Source organism: Arthrobacter psychrolactophilus, from assembly GCF_003219795.1.
GTDB classification, from domain to species: domain Bacteria; phylum Actinomycetota; class Actinomycetes; order Actinomycetales; family Micrococcaceae; genus Specibacter; species Specibacter psychrolactophilus.
Genome location: NZ_QJVC01000018.1, coordinates 14,193 through 32,077, shown reverse-complemented (window position 1 = coordinate 32,077; position 17,885 = coordinate 14,193). Strand labels below are relative to the sequence as shown.

Here is a 17,885-nt window from a genome sequence, read left to right as displayed (position 1 = left end):
GAGAGTGACCAATGAAGTTCCCCCAATTTCGTGCCAAACATGCACCTAAGCCCGGTTCGCGTGCCGGCAAGTGGCTTGCCATCGCCGCAGCCGCCACGCTGGCACTGAGTGGCTGCGCACCAGCCGGCGATCAGGACACCATCGTTGTGGCCATTGTTGCGAACCCGCAGATGAAGGATGCGGTCTCCCTTCAGGACGATTTCAAGGCCAAGCATCCCAATGTCAACGTCAAGTTCGTGACGCTTCCTGAAAATGAGGCCCGTGCCAAGATCACCGCCTCGGTAGCTACGGGCGGCGGCGAGTTCGATGTTGTCATGATCTCCAACTACGAAACCGAGATGTGGGCGGCGAACGGTTGGATTGAGAATCTCCAGCCCCTGGCCGACGCCACTGAAGGTTACGACACTGCCGACTTCATCCCCACCATCAAGGACGCCCTCAGCTACAAGGGCGATATGCATTCGGTGCCGTTCTATGGCGAATCGTCGTTCCTGGTGTACCGCGAGGATCTCTTCAAGGAGGCCGGAATTACCATGCCGGCACACCCCACGTGGGCCGAGATTGGCGAGATTGCCCGCAAACTCAACGACCCCACCAAGGACTTCGCCGGGATCTGCATGCGCGGACTCGCCGGCTGGGGTGAGGTCATGGCCCCACTGGACACGGTCATCAACACCTACGGCGGCCAATGGTTTGACACGGACTGGAACGCGAAGTTGGACTCCCCCGAGGTCAAGGCGGCTGTCACCGACTACGTTGACCTGCTGCACGACGCCGGCCAGCCCGGCGCCGCGACCAGCGGTTACGGCGACTGCATCACCCGCTACAGCCAGGGCAAGGCGGCCATGTGGTACGACGCCACGGCCATGGTTTCCAGCATCGAAGACCCAGCCTCGTCGCTGGTTGCCGGTAAGTCGCAGTACGCCCCAGCGCCCGTGCAGAACACCGAGTCGGCGGGCTGGCTATACAGCTGGTCGTTGGCCATTCCGACCACCAGCAAGCACAAGACCGCCGCCTGGGACTTTGTCTCTTGGATGACCAACAAGGATTACATCAAATTAGTGGGCAACAAGATCGGCTGGGAGCGGGTCCCGCCAGGCAGCCGCAAATCCACCTACGAAATCCCCGAATACGCCGCAGTCGCCAAGGCCTACGCCAAGCCAACCCTTGACGCGATGTACGGCGCCAAGCAGGAATCCAGCATGGTCAATTCCGTTCCGTACCCGGGCTTGCAATTTGTGGGGATTCCGGAATTCCAGGACCTGGGCACCCGGGTCAGCCAGCAAATCTCGGCCGCTATTGCCGGGCAGAAAACAGTCGACGAAGCACTCAAGCAGGCCCAGCTGTACGCCGAGCCCATTGCCAAGTCATACCAAGAAGGAGGCAAGTAGTGGCTACCACGCTGGTTGATCGACACAACCTTAAACAACACGCCCGCAAAAACGCCAAGAAGGCGAACGACGGAACTGGCATCTCCAGGGCCGAGGGTTGGCGCCGCCGAGGACCCCTCCTGCCAGCCTTGATCTTCACGATCGTCATCACGCAGCTGCCATTCCTTGTCACCATCTGGTACTCGCTGCGGAACTGGAACCTGCTGCGCCCCGATGGCAACCAGTTCACCGGGCTGCAAAACTATGTGGATATCTTCATGGACTCCACTTTCCGCAGCTCGGCCCTGAACAGCATTGTCATCACCCTTGGCTGCGTCTTCTTGGCCATGGTCCTTGGCATCATCTTCGCCCTCCTGCTTGACCGCAAGTTCCGCGGCCAGGGCGTTGTGCGCACCATGCTCATCACGCCATTTTTGATCATGCCGGTCGCCGGGGCCACGCTGTGGAGCATCTCCATGCTGAACCCGAGCTTCGGCCTGGTGAACTGGGTGATCTCCTTGGTGGGCATCCCGCCCGTCGATTGGACGGCGTCGCACCCCATCGTCTCCATCCTCATGGCTCTTGTCTGGCAGTGGACCCCTTTCACTATGCTGCTGGTGCTGGCCGGACTGCAGTCCCAACCCAAGGATGTCCTCGAGGCCGCGCAGATCGACGGCGCCGGCTGGACCAAGACGTTCCTGTGGGTCACGCTGCCACAACTGCGCCGCTACATTGAGCTGGGCGTGCTGCTGGGCACCATCTACGTTGTCAACACCTTTGACCAGATTTACCTCATGACGGCCGGTGGTCCCGGGACAGCCAGCGCCAACCTGCCGTTCTACATCTACCAGCGGGCCTTCCTGGGCTTCGACATTGGCCAGGCGGCCGCGATGGGTGTTGTGGTGGTTATTGCCACCATCGCCATTGCCACATTCGCCCTGCGCCTGATCTTCCGCAGCTTTGACGCAAAGGACTAAGCCGTGACTACTCTCATCACTCCCCCAAAATCCCCTGCCCCGATATCCGCTGAGCGGAAGTCTCGTGAAGCACGACGGCGTTTCTCCGGTTCCGCCCTCACCACCGTTACGTGGTTGCTCGCGTTTGTGTTCTTCGCGCCCGTGATCTGGCTTGTCCTGACGGCGTTCAAGCCCGAATCGGCCGCCGCCTCCAACCCTCCAGTGTTCTTCTTCGTTCCCACCTTTGAACAGTTTGAGGCCGTGCTCAGCAACGGCGCGGGCGCTTACTTCCTCAACTCGCTGATCGCCACAGGGGTCTCCACCATTCTTGTGGTCCTGCTGGCCGTGCCGGCCGCCTATGCCGTGAGTATTCGACCCGTTAAGAAGACCCAGGACGTGCTGTTCTTCTTCATCTCCACGAAGATGCTTCCCGTCGTGGCCGTCATCATGCCCATCTACGTAATCGCCGGACAGCTCAAGGTGCTGGACAACATTGGCACGCTGATTGTCCTGTACACGGCCATGAACCTGCCAATCGCGGTCTGGATGATGCGATCCTTCTTCCAGGAAGTCCCCGCCGAGGTCCTGGAGGCCGCGTCCATGGATGGAGCCGGGCTGATCAAGACCCTGCGCACTATTCTGATTCCCATGGTCACCCCTGGTCTGGCCGCAACGGCACTGATCTGTGTCATCTTTGCCTGGAATGAGTTCTTCTTTGCCCTCAACCTCACGGCCGCCAACGCGGCCACAGTGCCGGTGTTCCTTGTCTCCCAAATGACCAGCGAGGGCTTGTTCCTTGCTAAGTTGTCGGCGGCTTCGGTACTGGCCTCCCTGCCCGTCGTGATCGCCGGCTGGGTGGCACAAAAGCAGCTCGTCCGCGGGCTCTCGATGGGTGCGGTGAAGTAGAGAATGAGCACTCAAGCAACCTCAGCTCTACCCAACTCCATGACTGCCTCCGTTTTGGTTCGCCAGGGAGAGCTGCGTACGGAGCAGCGGCCTGTCCCCACTCCGGGGCCGGGTGATGTTCTGGTGCGAATCACGTCTGTTGGCGTGTGCGGATCGGACACGCACTACTTTACGGAGGGCCGTATTGGCCCCTATGTGGTGGATGCACCTCTGGTACTGGGCCACGAACCCGCCGGCGTCATCGTCGCACTGGGCGACGGCGTCAAGGACCGCACCCTGGGCCAGCGCGTCTCACTCGAGCCGGGCATTCCCGACCCTCGCTCGAAGCAGACCCTGGCAGGCTGTTACAACCTCGATCCGGGCGTTCGGTTCTTTGCCACGCCTCCCATAGACGGAGTGTTTTCCGAGTACGCAGTACACCCGGCCGCCTTCTGCCATCCGGTTCCAGACTCGGTTTCCGACGACGCCGCAGCCCTTCTTGAGCCACTCAGCGTGGCCCTGGCTGCACGGGCCGCAGGCAAGATCCAGATTGGAGATGCTGTCTTGGTTGCGGGCGCCGGACCCATCGGGTTGCTCATTGCTAATGTGGCCCAACTGGCCGGAGCCATTGTCACGCTGACCGATGTGCGAGCCGAGCGGTTAACGGTTGCACAAAAGTACGGCGCTGCGCATACGTTCACGGCCGGCGAACCGCCGCCCGTGGAGCCGGAATTTGATGTGTTTATCGATGCGAGCGGCTCCGAACGGGCCATCCTGGGCGGTCTGGCCAGGCTGGCCCCGCGCGGTCACTGCGTTCTGGTGGGCATGGGCGCCGACACGATCTCCCTGCCGGTGCCACTTGTTCAGGGGCGCGAGCTCGTGATCACCGGTACCTTCCGTTACGCGAATACGTGGCCCACGGCCATTGCGCTGGCTGCTTCCGGGCAGATTGATTTGGACGGGCTCGTCACCTCAACGCACGGGCTTGACGACGTGGAGGCGGCGCTAAAGGCAGGTACGAATCCAGGAGCCCTGAAGGCCGTCGTCCGCCCTTAGCAACGCTCGCGCACATACGGGGCACTTGGCACCAACGCTCGCTCGCGTCGCGGAGGGACACTAACCGTGTTCATGCCGTTAGCGAGCGAGCGTTTTGGGGGTGGTGGACGGGAGCCAGCTCAACCACCGGCGACGGACTGAATCACCATCAGTTCGCGACCGGCGGCCACGTGGGTTTGCAGGCCGTCCAGCCGCCGCACCTCGTCGCCGTCCAGGTAAATGTTGACGTGGCGACGCAGGGTTCCCGTCTCATCACGCAGTCTTCGACCAAAGACCGGGAATTGTGCACTAATGACATCCAGGAGTTCCCCCACCGAGGCGCCATCACCAACATCAAGACGCAGTTCCCCGCTGCCACCCACCAGAGGTCGCAACAGCTGCGGCACCAATACCGTCACTTCGTTCGCCACGACTCCACCTTCATAGTTCAATGGCGGCCGCGCGGACGCACAAAACATCTGGCAGGTGACTAAGGACCTCGAAGAAATGATTGCCCTCATCCGCGCTGGCGTACACCGATCCCCCACGCGTGCCAAAGTACACGCCCACGGGTTCCGCACTATCAACTGCGGCAGCGTCACGGAGCACAACGTTAAACTCAGGCTGCACCAAACCCTCTTCGAGCCGCGTCCAGGAGTGACCGCCGTCGTCCGTTCTATGCACGGCAAGCTGGCCATCCGGCGGGATCCGCTCGGCATCGGCCTTGATGGGAATGACCCAGGCTGTGTCGGAGCGGCGCGGGTGGGTCATGACGGTGAAGCCGAAATCTGCCGGCAGGCCGCGGGCAATGTAGTCCCAGGAATCACCACTGTCTCCGCTACGGTAGACGCCGCCATGGTTTTGCGCGAACAGCACCTCGGGATGATTGGCATCGCGGGCCACCTTGTGCACGCACTGGCCAAATTCCGGCGTCTCCTCGGGCAGGAACGTGGCACCGATGCCCTTATTTCGCGGCTCCCACGACGCCCCTCCGTCAAGGCTGCGGTAAACGCCGCCGGTGCTCATGGCGATGTGTATTGTGTCCGGATCGGCAGGGCTGGGCAAAACCGTATGCGCGGCCGCGCCGCCAAAACCCGCACCCCATTCGGAGCGATGCGGGTGATCCCACAGCCCGCGGTTGAGTTCAAAGTGCTCTCCCCCGTCCACGGACTTCCACACCGAGATGGGTTCACAGCCGGCCCACACCACCCCTGGGCGGTCTGCACCGTCGGGCTGAATCTGCCACACACGCTCCAAAGCCGCACCGGTATCCGCAGGGAAGGTAATGGCCCCATGTTCGGGTTCTTGCCACGTGGCGCCGAAATCATCGGAGTGCGCCACGGTGGGTCCCCAATGCTCACTGCGTAGGCCCACCATGATGCGAGTCCGGCCGCCACGAGTGTCGATGCCAATGCTCGGGATCTCCTGCATGAGGAAATGTGGGCCGGTGAAGGTGTAGCTCACCCGGTCGTCACTCGTGCCAAGCCACAGGCCCTTTTTGGTACCTACGGCCAGCAATGTCAATTCACCATCGTTTGACGTCTCCTGATTGCTCATGGATTAAATTCGACCATCACCGGGCTCGCGCAACAAGGGGTTACTGAGCGGTAATGTGCATCCGCAGTCGCGCGAGAATCATCAAAACCCCTCTTGACGCATACCCCCCGGGGGTATAAGTTGAGGGTATGGAAGAAGAACATAGTCACGGCTACTCCGAAGAAAAGCAGGCCTATCTCCGACGCCTAAAACGCGCAGAGGGCCAGGTCCGCGGCATTGCCAAAATGATTGAGGATGACAAGTACTGCATCGATATCCTCACTCAGATGGCAGCTGTCAACAAGGCCCTCCACGCCGTCAGCATTGGGCTGCTCGAAGACCATATTGCGCATTGCGTGGTCAACGCGGCCCATGAAAGCCACGAAACCGGCAATCCGGACATCGTCTCGGACAAGGTTTCCGAAGCCACCGCAGCAATTTCACGTCTACTCAGGAGCTAATCATCATGAGCCACACCATTACCGTCAACGTCTCCGGCATGACCTGCGGGCACTGCGTCAACTCCGTCACCGAGGAATTGACCGAACTCAAGGGCGTGGAAAGCGTCACCGTCGACCTCAATTCCGGCGGCCTTTCCGAGGTCACCATCACCTCAACCCTGACGCTGGATTCAGCAGAAATCGGCGAGGCCGTCGCCGAAGCCGGTTACCTCCTCGTCTCCAATGACGCATAAACCACTCCCACATTAAGGAGCGCCATGAGCGCCTCAGAAATTTTGACCCAAACCGCTACCCCCGGACCCCGCATGGTCGAGATCGACATCGAAGGCATGACCTGTGCCTCCTGCGTCAGCCGGGTGGAGCGTAAGTTGGGCAAACTCGAAGGCGTCAGCGCTGCCGTGAACCTCCCGCTGGAAACAGCCCAGGTCACGGTTCCCGCCGGCATATCCGATCAACAAATTCTCGATACCGTCAACGCCACCGGTTATACCGCCCGGCTTAAGAATCCTCCACCCTTGAAGCACGACGGCGGACATCACCACGAGCAGGAATCTCACCCGAGTGCCACACCGGAACATACCGACCACATGGCCCACGGCGGCACTGCCGCGACCCTGCGACCGCGGTTGGTTCTGGCCGCCATCTTGACCGTTCCGGTCTTTTTGATTTCCATGTTTCCAGCCCTGCAATTTCCACACTGGGGCTGGGTTGTGGGTATCTTGACCCTGCCCGTCGTGACCTGGGCGGCCTGGCCGTTCCATCGCGCCGCGGCCATCAACGCCCGGCACCTTGCCTCAACCATGGACACGCTCGTCTCCATCGGTGTCAGCGCCGCTTTCCTCTTCTCGGCCGTAGAGCTGGGACTGGATCCGACCATGACAGCGCACGGCATGGCCATGGATGGCGCACACGCTCGCCTGTATTTTGAGGTCTCGGCGGTCGTGGTGACCTTCCTACTCTTGGGGCGTTACCTCGAGGCAAGGGCCAAGTCCAAGGCAGGCGACGCTCTCAAGGCACTGCTGAGTCTGGGCGCCAAGGAAGCCACGGTGCTTCGCAACGGCGTCGAGGTGAAGATTCCGGCAACAGATCTTGCCGTGGCAGAAATCTTCGTGGTCCGTCCCGGCGAGAAAATTGCCACCGACGGCATCATCACCGACGGCAGCTCGGCTATCGATACCGCTCTTATTACCGGAGAATCCATGCCCGTCGACGTCGCGGTAGGCGATGCCGTCACCGGCGCCACGATCAACACCTCAGGACGCTTGCTCGTACGGGCCACCCGGGTCGGCAGCGAAACCACGCTCGCCCAAATGGGGAAACTGGTCAGCGCCGCGCAAGCATCGAAGGCCCCGATCGCCCGGCTCGCGGATCGCATCAGCGCGGTCTTCGTGCCGATCGTGCTCGCCATTGCGGTCCTGACCTTCGCGCTCTGGCTGCTCTTCAGTGGCGACATTCAGGCCGCCTTTACGGCAGCGGTTGCGGTGTTGATCATCGCCTGCCCTTGCGCTTTGGGCCTGGCCACACCCGTTGGACTATTGACAGGAACGGGCCGCGCCGCGCAGCTCGGCATCCTCATCAAGGGCCCGCAGGTCCTCGAGGACACCCGTACGGTGGACACCATCTTGCTGGATAAGACCGGCACCGTCACCGAAGGTAAGTTGAGCGTTGTCGACGTCGTTGCTCTTGCAGGGCTGCCGGCGTCGGAGGTCCTGAGCTTTGCTGGCGCGGTGGAATCCCGCAGTGAGCATCCCATTGCTCATGCCATCGCGGAGCACGCGCGCAACTGGGGCACCTTGCCCGACGTCGAAGACTTCACCTCCTCCCCCGGGGGCGGCGTGCGAGCCAACATCGAGGGCCGCACGGTTCTGGCTGGACGCACGGGCTGGCTCGAGGACAACGGGGTGGAGCTGACGGGCCCCCACCGCGCAGCCCAAACGGCGCAGCAAAACCTCGGCACGACGGCCATCTGGGTGGCTGTGGACGGTGAAGTTGCCGGGCTGATTGCTCTCAAGGACACCATTAAGGCCGGATCTGCCGCCGCGATTGCCACACTGAAAGAGTTGGGGCTGCGTCCCATCCTCCTCACGGGAGACAACGCTGCCGTGGCTGCCCAAGTCGCGGCCGCTGTCGGAATTGCCCCCGAAGATGTATACGCGGATGTGCTGCCGGAGGGGAAGGTCAGCGCCGTCAAGGCATTGCAGGCCGCGGGAGCCACTGTGGCCATGGCCGGCGACGGCGTGAACGACGCGGCCGCTTTGGCGCAGGCCGATCTGGGCATCGCCATGGGATCGGGCACAGATGTGGCCATTGAGGCGGCAGATCTCACCGTCATGGGCAACGATCTAGGCCAGGTCGCCACGGCCATTGCGCTCTCACGCAAGACCTTGGGCACCATTAAAACGAACTTGTTTTGGGCGTTCTTCTATAACGCGATCGGCATTCCCGTGGCAGCGCTGGGGTTACTGAATCCCATGATCGCCGGCGCCGCCATGGCCGCCAGTTCCGTACTGGTGGTGGCCAACTCGCTACGGTTGAGGCGCTTCGGCCGGTAGCTTTTCCGCTGGCAGTGCAGCGTCAAGGTCAACAGAATAGGACGGGCCGCGTCGGGGCGAGCCGCGCAGCTCGTCCAATCTGACCAGAACCACACCGCCCATGATGGCGACACCACCGAGCAGCTGAATGGTCCGGGGCAACTCCCCCAGTAAAATCCAGGCCCACACAACGGCGAAAAGCACCTCAAAGAGCGCCACGAAGGATGCCACCTTCGAGCCCAAGCCACGGGTTGCAACAATTCCGACGACGTAGGCGAACACTGTGGTGATGAGGACCAGACCCAGAACGGGAACCAGCCAAGGCACCTGCGTTCCAGCAAAGACTGGATTTTCGAAGGTGAAGGCCATGGGCAAAATGCCCGTGATGCCCAGTCCGATGATCATGACGGCACCCACCGCCATGCCACCACCGGCCATGAGAATCGGCGGCACATTATCGCCACTCCTGGCGGACATGATGAAGAAGACCGCCGAGCACACGGCCGCAGCCAAACCCCACAGGATGCCTTCAACACTGACCTTCTGACCGCCCGCGAGATCCAAGACGAGCACAAGACCCGCCATGGCACTGACGGCTCCGATGATCGTCAGAACGCGAGGGCGCTGTCGTGTCATAGCCCAGGCCCACCCAACCAACAGCACAGGTGAAAGGTATTCCAGGAGCAACGCGACGCCCACCGACAGATGCTGCACGGCGTTGAAATAAAACAGCTGGCAAAGCGCGATCGGCACGACACCGTAGATAGCCACCCGACCCAACGAGCCCTTCACGGCAGCCCAATTCCGTACCAGAGTGACAATGACGGGAATCAGCAGCACCGCGGCAGCGCCTCCGATGCGGGCAGCGACGGCCGCGCCGGGTGACCAGCCAACATCGAAGAGCGATTTAGCGAACGATCCCGACAGGGCAAAAGCCGCGGCGGAAATAAGGGCTAACAAGAGAGCGGGCGAGGCCAGCATTCTTTTCGATTCAATAGAAGCCACTAGTGCGGGGGATTTGGAGGAAGTCACGGCACATCCAGATGTCAGCAGTAATCAGAGTTATACTAATGACATTACGCTCGAGCAATGTCAGGAGTCAACATGATCTTTAGTCATGACACGGAGGTGGCACTGCTGTCTGCCGTGAATTTGATCAATACTGCCCCCACATCGTTGGACGAAAATCAGCAGGTGACGGGAAGTGAAGGACTAAAGTCCGTGGCTGATCTTGATGTTTTTGTGGAACGGGAGCAATTCTCCGGCTCCCGCGAGCACTCCGAGGACGAGGTCGCCGCCGTCCGTGCCGTCCGTAGCGAATTACGGAGCATCTTCACGGCCGACGAGACTACCGCGGCCGAAATGATCAATGCACTCCTGGCTCGCGCGCAGGCTCTGCCGCAGTTGGTCAGACACGATCAGTGGGACTGGCATCTGCACGCAACCGCCCCCGCGGCGCCCCTCGCGCAGCGCATGGGAGTGGAGGCCGCTATGGCTCTGGTTGACGTTATTCGTGGCAAGGAGCTGGTGCGCCTGAAAATCTGTGCCGCACCCGATTGTTGTGCCGTGGTGATCGATCTGTCCAAAAACCGTTCGCGCCGGTATTGCGATACCGGAAACTGCGGCAACCGTGCCCACGTAGCCGCGTATCGGCGTCGTAAATCAGCGCAAGAAGACGGATCTTAGAACCTTAAAGGCCCGCATCATGTGATGCGGGCCTTTGGCATTCCCTCAGGGAAGTGAAATTACTTCATGGTTCCGGCAGACACTGAGCCCTGAAGCTGGCGTTGGAACAAGATGTACATGATCATGACGGGGACAACCACGATGATGGCCGCAGCAAAGAGTGAACCAAAGTCCACCGCATAACCCTGCTGGCCAGCGTAAGCGGCAATGCCCTGCGAGAGCACATAGTTCTTCGGGTTGGTGTTGATGGCGACCGGGATCAAGTACTGGTTCCAGAGACCCAGGAAGTTGAAGATGGCTACTGAAGCCAAGCCCGGCTTAGCCATGGGCAACATGACCTGGAAGAAGGTACGCCATTCACCGGCACCGTCAATCTGCGCAGCCTCGCCAATTTCGTACGGCAAAGCCTTGAAGAAGGAGAAGAGGAAAAATACCGTGAAAGGAAGCGCGAAGGCTACATACACAATGATCAAACCAGGCAAGGTGTTCAACAGTCCAATGTTCTTCAAGATAAAGAACAGGGGCACAATGGCCAGGAAGATCGGGAACGTCAGGCCAGCTAGCAAAAGCGTGTAAATGGCCTTCGAGCCAGGGAAGACATAGCGGGCCAGAACGTAGGCACACATAGCACCAAGCACCATGACGATAACCAAGGAAAAGCCAACGACGATCACCGTATTAAAGAAGGACTTACCAATACCGGCGGTTTCCCAGGCGTTGATGTAGTTCTCAAATTTCCAGACTTCCGGGAGGGAGAAAGGAGACGCAAAGATTTCCGAGGTCGTCTTGAAGGACGACATCAAGGTCCACGCTAGCGGGATCAGCACGAGGAGGGCCCATAGGCTCAGCATGGTGTGCGAAACACCGGCTACAACCTTGTCACCCTTACTGTCTTGAGCCTTACGCTCAACATGGCCGTGCGGCTCTGCTTTTGAAAGTTTAAGGGACATTACTCAGACACATCCTTGCTGCCGCCGGTCAACCGGTTCACCAGGAATACCAGTGCCGAGAAAATCAAAGTAATTGCTGCCAAAACCACACCCATGGCACAGGCTAGGCCAAACTGACCCTTGGAAAATGCCGTGCTGAAGAGCTTCTGGGACATGACCAACGTGGAGTTGGCCGGTCCACCTGTGGAGTTCAAAACCGACATGTAAACAAAAGCATCGAGCGCCAAAATACCCATGTAGACATAAGCCGTCTGAATATTGTCGCGAATCAACGGAATGGTAATGGTCATGGCGGTCCGGAATCGGCCGGCACCGTCGATGCGGGCAGCCTCAAAGGTTTCCGCAGGAATGCCCTTAATGGCCGCAATAAACAAGATCATGTAGAAGCCGACAAAGCCCCACACAATAATGAACATCGAGGCAATCATGGCCGTGCGTTCGTCGCCAAGCCAGGCAAAGTCTTTCGCTTGATCAAATCCAATGGTGGTCAAGATTCCATTGAGCAGACCATTGCTAGGGTTCAAAATCTGCTGCCAGATAATACCGATGACAACAGCGGGAATTACATAAGGGAAGAAGGAGATTACGCGGTAGAAACCGGATCCCTTGAGCCCCTTGATCTGGCCTCGGCTACTGCCACCAATCGTGACGAGCGTAGCGAGGATCAGCGAAAGAATCACGGTGACAACCGGCAGGAAGACCGCTAGAACCACACTATTTCGCACCGAAATCATGAAGATGTCATCGTTAAACAGCTTGACGTAATTGTCCAAGCCGATGAACGGCATATTGTTGTCGAAGCCGCCCCAGCTGGTCATTGAGTAGTAGACCGCCTGAACAAATGGCGAGATTACAAAGACCAGATAGATCACCAGAGGCAGTCCCAAAAAGACCGCCATGAAGCTGACCTTGTCGAATGTCAGTTTTTTCCGGCGCCGCCGGGCAGTGGCGACAACGCCACTGCCCGACTGCACATCATGTGTTACTTGAGTCACTTCACTTCAATCTTCTTGACCGAATCGTCGGCAGCAACCTTGTCGGTGATGGACTGCAGGGCCTTGGTGAGGCCTGCAACGTCAAGCTTGCCGTCGAGGAAGGAGTTCCACGGAACGAGCATGTCGCCGTTCATGCCATAGGTGTCAACGAAGTTCCAGGTGAAGATGTCCTTGCCAGCCTTCTCCAGCATGTCGGTCTGTGAGACCAGCGCGGTGGAGCCGAAGCCGTCGGCGGGAACGGTGCCCTTGACGACCGTGGGAGCCAGCTTTTCCTTGGCGAAGTTCGTTGCAGCTTCCTTGGAAAGCATGGTGCGCAGCAATTCCTTACCAGCAGCAACATTGACACCCTTGCTCGGAACGATGAAGGGCTCACCGCCAGCGGAGCGGACGCCCGTCTGGGCAATCTTGGGGCTGGAGGAGACAACAGGAACCGGAGCACCTGTCATTTCGAATCCTGCCTTGGTCTGGTCCTTCATTTCGTTTTCAATCCAGGAGCCCGAGGGGTACAGGAGGGCTTCCTGCCCGTTGCTCCAGGACGCCTGGGCCGCGGTGAAGACCGTGCCTGCGCCACCGGGCTTGAACATGCCAGCCTTGACGATCTTTTCCAGAGCCGTGAAGACGCTTTGAACTGCCGGGAGTGACCAGCACTCAGGCTTCAGGTTTTCAAGCGCGAGGCGAACTTCGTCGCCGCCTTCCTTGATGGCGGATTCAATGGCCATGGTCTGGTAGTACGTTGCGGCTTCCTTGCCCCAAACGAACAGGAACTTACCCTTTTCCTTGGCCTTGAGGCCGAGCTCGTAAGCCTCGTCCCAAGTGGTCGGAACCGTCCAGCCATTTTCCTTGAACAGGCTGGCGGAGTACCACCACGAGTAGATCGTGAGGACGTAGTTGATGGCGGCGAGTTTGCCGTTGAACGTGCCCGGAGCCAGAACGCCGTCGAACAAGGTGTCGGCGATCTTGGTGCCTTCGAGGTTATTGGAGTCAATAACCGACTGTAGATCTTCGAGCTGGTCGAGGATCGTGCTGAAGCCGATGGACTTAGCGCCGGAGTTATCGATCAGGTCCGGCGGAGTTCCACCGGCGAAGCGGGGCTGCAGTTCCTGGGCAATGTCCGTGGAGGGGTTGATGCTGACTTCCAGCTCGGGGAAGTTCTTCTTGACGATAGCGCCAGCGAATTCAACGTAATCGATGCCGTAGCCACCCTTGAAGATGACAGCGTCAAGCTTGCCGGTTGCGGCAAGGCCAAACGGGTTCTTCGTGGGATCGATCTCTCCACCAGGTGCCGATGATGCTCCCGAATCGTTACCGCCACCCGCACAGGAAGCCAAGGCGCCACCGAGAGGCAACAACACAGCGGTAGCAAGAGCTCCGCGGAGGAATCCACGACGCTGCAGCGGCTTATTTTGAATACTCATTCTATGTACTGCCTTCCATTGATGGTATGAGCGATAAATCTGTACTTCTTGAACTTGCATTGCATTGCACTACGACTCGTGCGCCTCGCTACCCGAAGATAGGTGACCTCAACAAGATTTTTTGGAATCACGCATCACGTCTAAGTCGGCCAATATATTGACCAATCAAAGCGTTATTGTGTTCGTCGCCGCCCGGAATATTTGCTGAAATATAGATGGGTGGTTTCTTCCCCGCACGGATCATGCACTGGACTGTTTCGATCGTGAGTAGCTGCGCAATATATGCGCCCGTGATCGAAGAGACAGCACCAACACCTCCTCCGCCGGAAACCTCTAGGGTCGTGTCGCCAAATGGCGCCCTGTTATCGATAACAATATCGGCAATCTCACTCAAGCGCATCCCGCTTGAGTGTTTGGCCGTGACAGCATTTGTGTGCTGCAGGCTCGTCACCGCGATCACCTTATGTCCGTGAGACTTAGCCGCCAGCGCCAGACCCACAATGGAGCCATTGACGCCGGAATTCGAGGCGATGATGAAGATGTCCCGAGGATCAACGAGCGAAAGGTTGAAGAGCTCTTCAGCCACCCCGTTCTCACGCTCCAGAACTGATCCTTCTAGGGAATCCAACTCGGCTACGTCATGGCTGCCATGGAGCACGAGGTCGCGCAAGGCAATCTTGCTTGTGGGGATCAAGCCCCCGGCACGGCCGGCAATCTCCATGGCAAACGCCTCAGAGTGTCCCGTACCAAAGGCCTGAATGACCCCACCCTCGGCCAGCGTCTGCGCTATGGCCCCAGCCGCCTCGCCCAGACCACCGACTGCGGCCCACTCTGTAATCTCTGTCAGCCTGGAAGAAATTTCAAGGCTGAAGGAGGTAATTGACTCAGAAATTTCCTTCACCTTCCCTTAGTAGTGCGGGCGGTTCGATGTGCACCTGCGTCAGCACGAGCACTTCGCGTCGGCCGTCGATGCGGCGAAACCGCCCTAGCGGACGCCGCAAGTTTTGAAGTGCTCTTGGCGAAATTCACCTGAGCCACCAACAGATAAATCAGATCAAGCACGAGTAGCTGAACGTGCTTGGCCGATAGATCATCGGGCTGAAGGAACTGCTCGTGAACAGAAGTAATGATGGAGGCGTCAGCACTGTCGGCCAATGGAGATCCGGGGTTATTACTCAACGCCACCGTCAACGCACCGGCTTCACCGGCTTCACGAAGCATCTGCAACGTTTCTTCCGTGCGTCCAGTGTTAGAAATACCGATCGCGACAGAATTTGTATCTTGAATTGCAGCACTTGTCAGACCGGCATGAACCTCGGACCAATGGTGGGCGTTGATGCCAATTCGATACAGCCGCGACTGCAGTTCCTTTGCCATGACAGCGCTGCCGCCGATGCCATAGATATCCACATGAGAACTCATGGCAATTCGGCGAGCGATCTTATTCATGAGCGCCAAGTCCATGATGGACGCCGTTTCCTGCAACGAACGAGTATGAGCATTCACGAGAGTACTCAGGACATCCCGCGCCGAATCATCGGGCCCAAAGGCTCGACCAATGTCAGCCTTCCAGGATTCTCGAGCATCGCTTCGACCAACCTCGGATGCGATACTGACTCGGAAAGGAACAAAGCCTGCATATCCGAGCAAGCGGCAAAAGCGCGTCACCGTTGCTGGTGAGGTCTTAGTCTTTTCCGCCAACTCCATGATGGAAAGTTCCAAGGGCGCCTGAGGATGCTCCAAGAGATAAGAGCCGATCTTCGCCATGGCAGCTGGCATATCGGGCAGTTTGGCCTGAATGCGGCTCACGACGCCCGTGGCGGGAACTGCCACTGAGGGTGTTGTGAAGGCTGGCATGTGAAAATCCCTTTCTTTTGACGTTTACATAATGAAAACTATTATCGACATAGATGTAAGTCAAGTCACATGAGGGACACGGAATGATAACGATGAGTAACTTCCTTGCAATTGACGCCGGGGGAACATCCACGAGAGCGGTTCTTGTGGACGCCTCCGGACACTGCTTCGGCTACGGCACTGCGGGCGGCGGAAACCCGGTTTCCCGCGGAATTGGGCCCGCTTTGGAAGCTCTCGTGGCCGCCTCGGAGCGCGCACTTTCTGGCACGGGAGCATTCCCCTCCCAGGTGCTCATAGCGATGGCTGGAGCATCGCTCGAGCTGCCCTTGAATTCGTACTACGACAGCTTCTCTGCTCTCGGATTGACAGGAAACGTGGTGATTGAATCTGATTTATTGGCGGCTTTTTACTCAGGAACCTTTCATGATGATGGCATCGCGTTAATAGCCGGTACCGGCGCAGTTGGTGCACGGATCACAGAAAGTCACCTAGCAGAGGTTGCCGACGGGACAGGCTGGCTGCTCGGCGATATGGGGTCAGGATTCTGGCTTGGCCAAGAAGTGGCACGCGCTGTTGCGGCGGCTCTCGATGGGCGCGGTCCAGCCACTGCGCTCACCCCATTAGTCATGAAGGAGCTAGACATAGCCTTTGATCTTCAGGACCGAACCTTGGGCAGATTGCGAGCCCAGCAGCAGCTCATCAACAAGGTCTATGAACGCAGCGCCATTGAACTTTCACGGTTCGCGCCCCTGGTTTTTGCCGCAATAGATGACCCCGTTGCCCAGGACATTATTCAGCGAGCTGCGGCCGCCTTGGCCCAGACACTAGTGGCCATCAGCGACGGCGCCGAGACCGATGCCACGACGATGCCCTTGGTATTTGGTGGCAGTGTCCTCACCAAGGGAGGAACGGTGGCCGCTGCGGTCCTGGAAAAGTTTGCGGAGGCTCGTGGCCAGCGTCTGGCGGAGCCAACACTGGTCCATGATGGTGTGGTTGGTTCGGCCGTCATGGCGCTCAAGCGTCATGGAATTACCGTGGATGCGGGCGTCTTCGATCGCATCCAGAAAAGCCTGTCGGAACTGCGAGACTGAGCCTCAGCAGGGTCCAACAGGAGGGCCAGAAACGGCCCGATGTCCCTCAAATGCGCCACAGCGCAACTGCCAGGGACGGCAGTTAGGCGGTTTCGTCGTCGTTCTTCGCTTTTGCCTCTGCAGCGGCTTTGTCCGCATCCTCACGGAGCTTCTGCAAACGCTCGGACGACTTCCGGTTCACGCCCGAACCCTCGCTGAGGGACGGGTCGTTTTCCTTGTGTCCCATGACTAGCAGCGAGGCGATCAACAAGCTTGCAATGAACGCAATGCCAAAGGCAATAGCGCCGAGATCCCAGCGGAGACCATGTCGGGTGCCGCCTGCGGACACGATCAGCGTGACGATACCGGCAACTGCAGCCAAGACGAACGAGAAGCTCAGCGGGAACTTGATGGAATTGCCCGACTTCGGGTTCTGCGGCTCTACACTGCCCACAATTAATCCTTTGTTTGTTGAGCGTTGCGCACGCTACGTGTTTCTACGCACAGTAGAACATATATCACTAGTTTACTGGCCTTTTGCCTTGCTGCCATCATGGCGCAGTGTGAGGGCTGACAACAGCCACAGGGCGCCCGACATCAGTGCGCCACCACCAGCAACACCCAGCAAGCCATGGGGACCTGCCTGGATGAAGAACGGCAGCAACAGACCGGTACCCAGACCGAGAATGCTGGAGATCATCCAGTCGCTGCGCAATGCGGATTTCACGCTTCCGGCAGGCTTGTATAGCGCCGAATACAGCTCCGCCACACCCAGAATGGCCAGGGCCGCAGCAGCAAACCAGGCCGCGTATACAACGCTGGCAAAAATAGCGGCGGCAACGCCACCCATCGCCAGCAACGCGGTCGCCCCGAGGAGAACCACGCGTCGGTTATCGCTGGCAGGAAGCGCGAGGGTTCGTACCGTCAGGTACTCGGTGGCAGCTAGGGCCAACAGATAAAGTGCCAGAGCCACGCACAGTCCCATAGTTCCGGGCTCTGCCCAGAACACGGTCACGAGTCCGAAAGCGAGCGCGACTAACGCCCTCCACAGAACGGCCTTCCACAACTTTGGCGGGTTGGAGGCCACAGAATGGGCGTTAATGGGCTGGGGAATGGCAGTTTCACTCACTAGTCCAGT

At 59.0% G+C, this 17,885-nt stretch carries 19 protein-coding genes; 9 read left to right on the top strand and 10 right to left on the bottom strand.

Going from position 1 to position 17,885, the window contains the following annotated elements:
• The first annotated feature begins 11 nt into the window (after window positions 1-11).
• From CVS30_RS14195 to CVS30_RS14180, 4 genes are all read left to right on the top strand, one after another.
• Window positions 12-1,391: an ABC transporter substrate-binding protein gene (locus CVS30_RS14195; protein ID WP_110486048.1), complete on the top strand. Its 1,380-nt coding sequence runs from the start codon at window positions 12-14 to the stop codon at window positions 1,389-1,391.
• 80 nt (window positions 1,392-1,471) lie between these two features.
• Window positions 1,472-2,347, top strand: a complete 876-nt coding sequence (locus tag CVS30_RS14190; protein WP_370801097.1) for a carbohydrate ABC transporter permease — start codon at window positions 1,472-1,474, stop codon at window positions 2,345-2,347.
• A gap of 42 nt (window positions 2,348-2,389) precedes the next feature.
• Complete coding sequence (locus tag CVS30_RS14185) at window positions 2,390-3,232, top strand: carbohydrate ABC transporter permease (protein WP_370801095.1); 843 nt, start codon at window positions 2,390-2,392, stop codon at window positions 3,230-3,232.
• Window positions 3,233-3,235: 3 nt separating this feature from the next.
• On the top strand, window positions 3,236-4,267 hold the full coding sequence (locus CVS30_RS14180; RefSeq protein WP_245934617.1) for an NAD(P)-dependent alcohol dehydrogenase: 1,032 nt from the start codon (window positions 3,236-3,238) through the stop codon (window positions 4,265-4,267).
• Between the two features lie 119 nt (window positions 4,268-4,386).
• Here the strand turns inward: CVS30_RS14180 and CVS30_RS14175 are convergent, their stop codons facing one another.
• Together CVS30_RS14175 and CVS30_RS14170 are read right to left on the bottom strand one after the other, a co-directional pair.
• The gene (locus CVS30_RS14175; protein ID WP_245934616.1) at window positions 4,387-4,677 is read right to left on the bottom strand and encodes a MoaD/ThiS family protein; all 291 of its coding nucleotides are present in this window, start codon (window positions 4,675-4,677) and stop codon (window positions 4,387-4,389) included.
• A gap of 10 nt (window positions 4,678-4,687) precedes the next feature.
• On the bottom strand, window positions 4,688-5,803 hold the full coding sequence (locus CVS30_RS14170; protein ID WP_110486038.1) for a WD40/YVTN/BNR-like repeat-containing protein: 1,116 nt from the start codon (window positions 5,801-5,803) through the stop codon (window positions 4,688-4,690).
• A 128-nt stretch (window positions 5,804-5,931) separates the two neighbouring features.
• Here CVS30_RS14170 and CVS30_RS14165 point away from each other — a divergent pair, with 128 nt between their 5' ends.
• From CVS30_RS14165 to CVS30_RS14155, 3 genes are read left to right on the top strand one after another with little or no spacing between them, the layout of a single operon-like run.
• A complete protein-coding gene (locus tag CVS30_RS14165; RefSeq protein WP_110486036.1) occupies window positions 5,932-6,243 on the top strand; it encodes a metal-sensitive transcriptional regulator in 312 nt (103 codons plus the stop codon).
• A gap of 5 nt (window positions 6,244-6,248) precedes the next feature.
• Entirely contained in the window at window positions 6,249-6,476 is a 228-nt protein-coding gene (locus tag CVS30_RS14160; RefSeq protein WP_110486034.1) for a heavy-metal-associated domain-containing protein, read from the top strand.
• 24 nt (window positions 6,477-6,500) lie between these two features.
• Window positions 6,501-8,795 (top strand): heavy metal translocating P-type ATPase, encoded by a 2,295-nt coding sequence (locus CVS30_RS14155; RefSeq protein ID WP_110486031.1) that lies wholly within the window; start codon window positions 6,501-6,503, stop codon window positions 8,793-8,795.
• Here CVS30_RS14155 and CVS30_RS14150 read toward each other — a convergent pair.
• Entirely contained in the window at window positions 8,769-9,806 is a 1,038-nt protein-coding gene (locus CVS30_RS14150) for an EamA family transporter (protein ID WP_245934615.1), read from the bottom strand. The genes CVS30_RS14155 and CVS30_RS14150 overlap by 27 nt on opposite strands.
• 72 nt (window positions 9,807-9,878) lie before the next feature.
• On the opposite strand from CVS30_RS14150, the gene CVS30_RS14145 reads away from it, so the two are divergent.
• Window positions 9,879-10,460 (top strand): CGNR zinc finger domain-containing protein, encoded by a 582-nt coding sequence (locus CVS30_RS14145; RefSeq protein WP_110486027.1) that lies wholly within the window; start codon window positions 9,879-9,881, stop codon window positions 10,458-10,460.
• Between the two features lie 59 nt (window positions 10,461-10,519).
• Here CVS30_RS14145 and CVS30_RS14140 read toward each other — a convergent pair whose 3' ends face one another.
• The 5 genes from CVS30_RS14140 to CVS30_RS14120 form a co-directional block, all read right to left on the bottom strand.
• The gene (locus tag CVS30_RS14140; protein ID WP_370801093.1) at window positions 10,520-11,311 is read right to left on the bottom strand and encodes a carbohydrate ABC transporter permease; all 792 of its coding nucleotides are present in this window, start codon (window positions 11,309-11,311) and stop codon (window positions 10,520-10,522) included.
• 98 nt (window positions 11,312-11,409) lie between these two features.
• A complete protein-coding gene (locus CVS30_RS14135) occupies window positions 11,410-12,309 on the bottom strand; it encodes a carbohydrate ABC transporter permease (protein WP_110486118.1) in 900 nt (299 codons plus the stop codon).
• 92 nt (window positions 12,310-12,401) lie between these two features.
• Entirely contained in the window at window positions 12,402-13,820 is a 1,419-nt protein-coding gene (ngcE, locus tag CVS30_RS14130; RefSeq protein WP_110486023.1) for an N-acetylglucosamine/diacetylchitobiose ABC transporter substrate-binding protein, read from the bottom strand.
• Window positions 13,821-13,947: 127 nt separating this feature from the next.
• Window positions 13,948-14,721, bottom strand: a complete 774-nt coding sequence (locus tag CVS30_RS14125) for a sugar isomerase domain-containing protein (RefSeq protein WP_110486021.1) — start codon at window positions 14,719-14,721, stop codon at window positions 13,948-13,950.
• Window positions 14,718-15,677, bottom strand: coding sequence for a MurR/RpiR family transcriptional regulator (locus CVS30_RS14120; protein WP_110486019.1), 960 nt, complete (start codon window positions 15,675-15,677; stop codon window positions 14,718-14,720). The genes CVS30_RS14125 and CVS30_RS14120 overlap by 4 nt, the downstream gene beginning before the upstream one ends.
• A gap of 92 nt (window positions 15,678-15,769) precedes the next feature.
• On the opposite strand from CVS30_RS14120, the gene CVS30_RS14115 reads away from it, so the two are divergent.
• A complete protein-coding gene (locus CVS30_RS14115) occupies window positions 15,770-16,768 on the top strand; it encodes an N-acetylglucosamine kinase (RefSeq protein WP_181419813.1) in 999 nt (332 codons plus the stop codon).
• 82 nt (window positions 16,769-16,850) lie between these two features.
• Here CVS30_RS14115 and CVS30_RS18020 read toward each other — a convergent pair whose 3' ends face one another.
• The gene (locus tag CVS30_RS18020) at window positions 16,851-17,201 is read right to left on the bottom strand and encodes a hypothetical protein (protein WP_181419812.1); all 351 of its coding nucleotides are present in this window, start codon (window positions 17,199-17,201) and stop codon (window positions 16,851-16,853) included.
• Window positions 17,202-17,273: 72 nt separating this feature from the next.
• Window positions 17,274-17,876, bottom strand: a complete 603-nt coding sequence (locus CVS30_RS14105; RefSeq protein WP_245934613.1) for a hypothetical protein — start codon at window positions 17,874-17,876, stop codon at window positions 17,274-17,276.
• Window positions 17,877-17,885: the final 9 nt, after the last annotated feature.

Excerpts from the sequence above, each read along its gene's own strand:
- CVS30_RS14180 (WP_245934617.1), top strand. The coding sequence starts at position 3,236 with ATGAGCACTCAAGCAACCTCAGCTCTACCCAACTCCATGACTGCCTCC.
- CVS30_RS14155 (WP_110486031.1), top strand. The coding sequence starts at position 6,501 with ATGAGCGCCTCAGAAATTTTGACCCAAACCGCTACCCCCGGACCCCGC.
- CVS30_RS14170 (WP_110486038.1), bottom strand. The coding sequence starts at position 5,803 with ATGAGCAATCAGGAGACGTCAAACGATGGTGAATTGACATTGCTGGCC.
- CVS30_RS14115 (WP_181419813.1), top strand. The coding sequence starts at position 15,770 with ATGAGTAACTTCCTTGCAATTGACGCCGGGGGAACATCCACGAGAGCG.
- CVS30_RS14135 (WP_110486118.1), bottom strand. The coding sequence starts at position 12,309 with ATGGCGGTCTTTTTGGGACTGCCTCTGGTGATCTATCTGGTCTTTGTA.
- CVS30_RS14120 (WP_110486019.1), bottom strand. The coding sequence starts at position 15,677 with ATGCCAGCCTTCACAACACCCTCAGTGGCAGTTCCCGCCACGGGCGTC.
- CVS30_RS14195 (WP_110486048.1), top strand. The coding sequence starts at position 12 with ATGAAGTTCCCCCAATTTCGTGCCAAACATGCACCTAAGCCCGGTTCG.
- CVS30_RS14165 (WP_110486036.1), top strand. The coding sequence starts at position 5,932 with ATGGAAGAAGAACATAGTCACGGCTACTCCGAAGAAAAGCAGGCCTAT.
- CVS30_RS14140 (WP_370801093.1), bottom strand. The coding sequence starts at position 11,311 with ATGCTGAGCCTATGGGCCCTCCTCGTGCTGATCCCGCTAGCGTGGACC.
- CVS30_RS14160 (WP_110486034.1), top strand. The coding sequence starts at position 6,249 with ATGAGCCACACCATTACCGTCAACGTCTCCGGCATGACCTGCGGGCAC.
- ngcE (WP_110486023.1), bottom strand. The coding sequence starts at position 13,820 with ATGAGTATTCAAAATAAGCCGCTGCAGCGTCGTGGATTCCTCCGCGGA.
- CVS30_RS14145 (WP_110486027.1), top strand. The coding sequence starts at position 9,879 with ATGATCTTTAGTCATGACACGGAGGTGGCACTGCTGTCTGCCGTGAAT.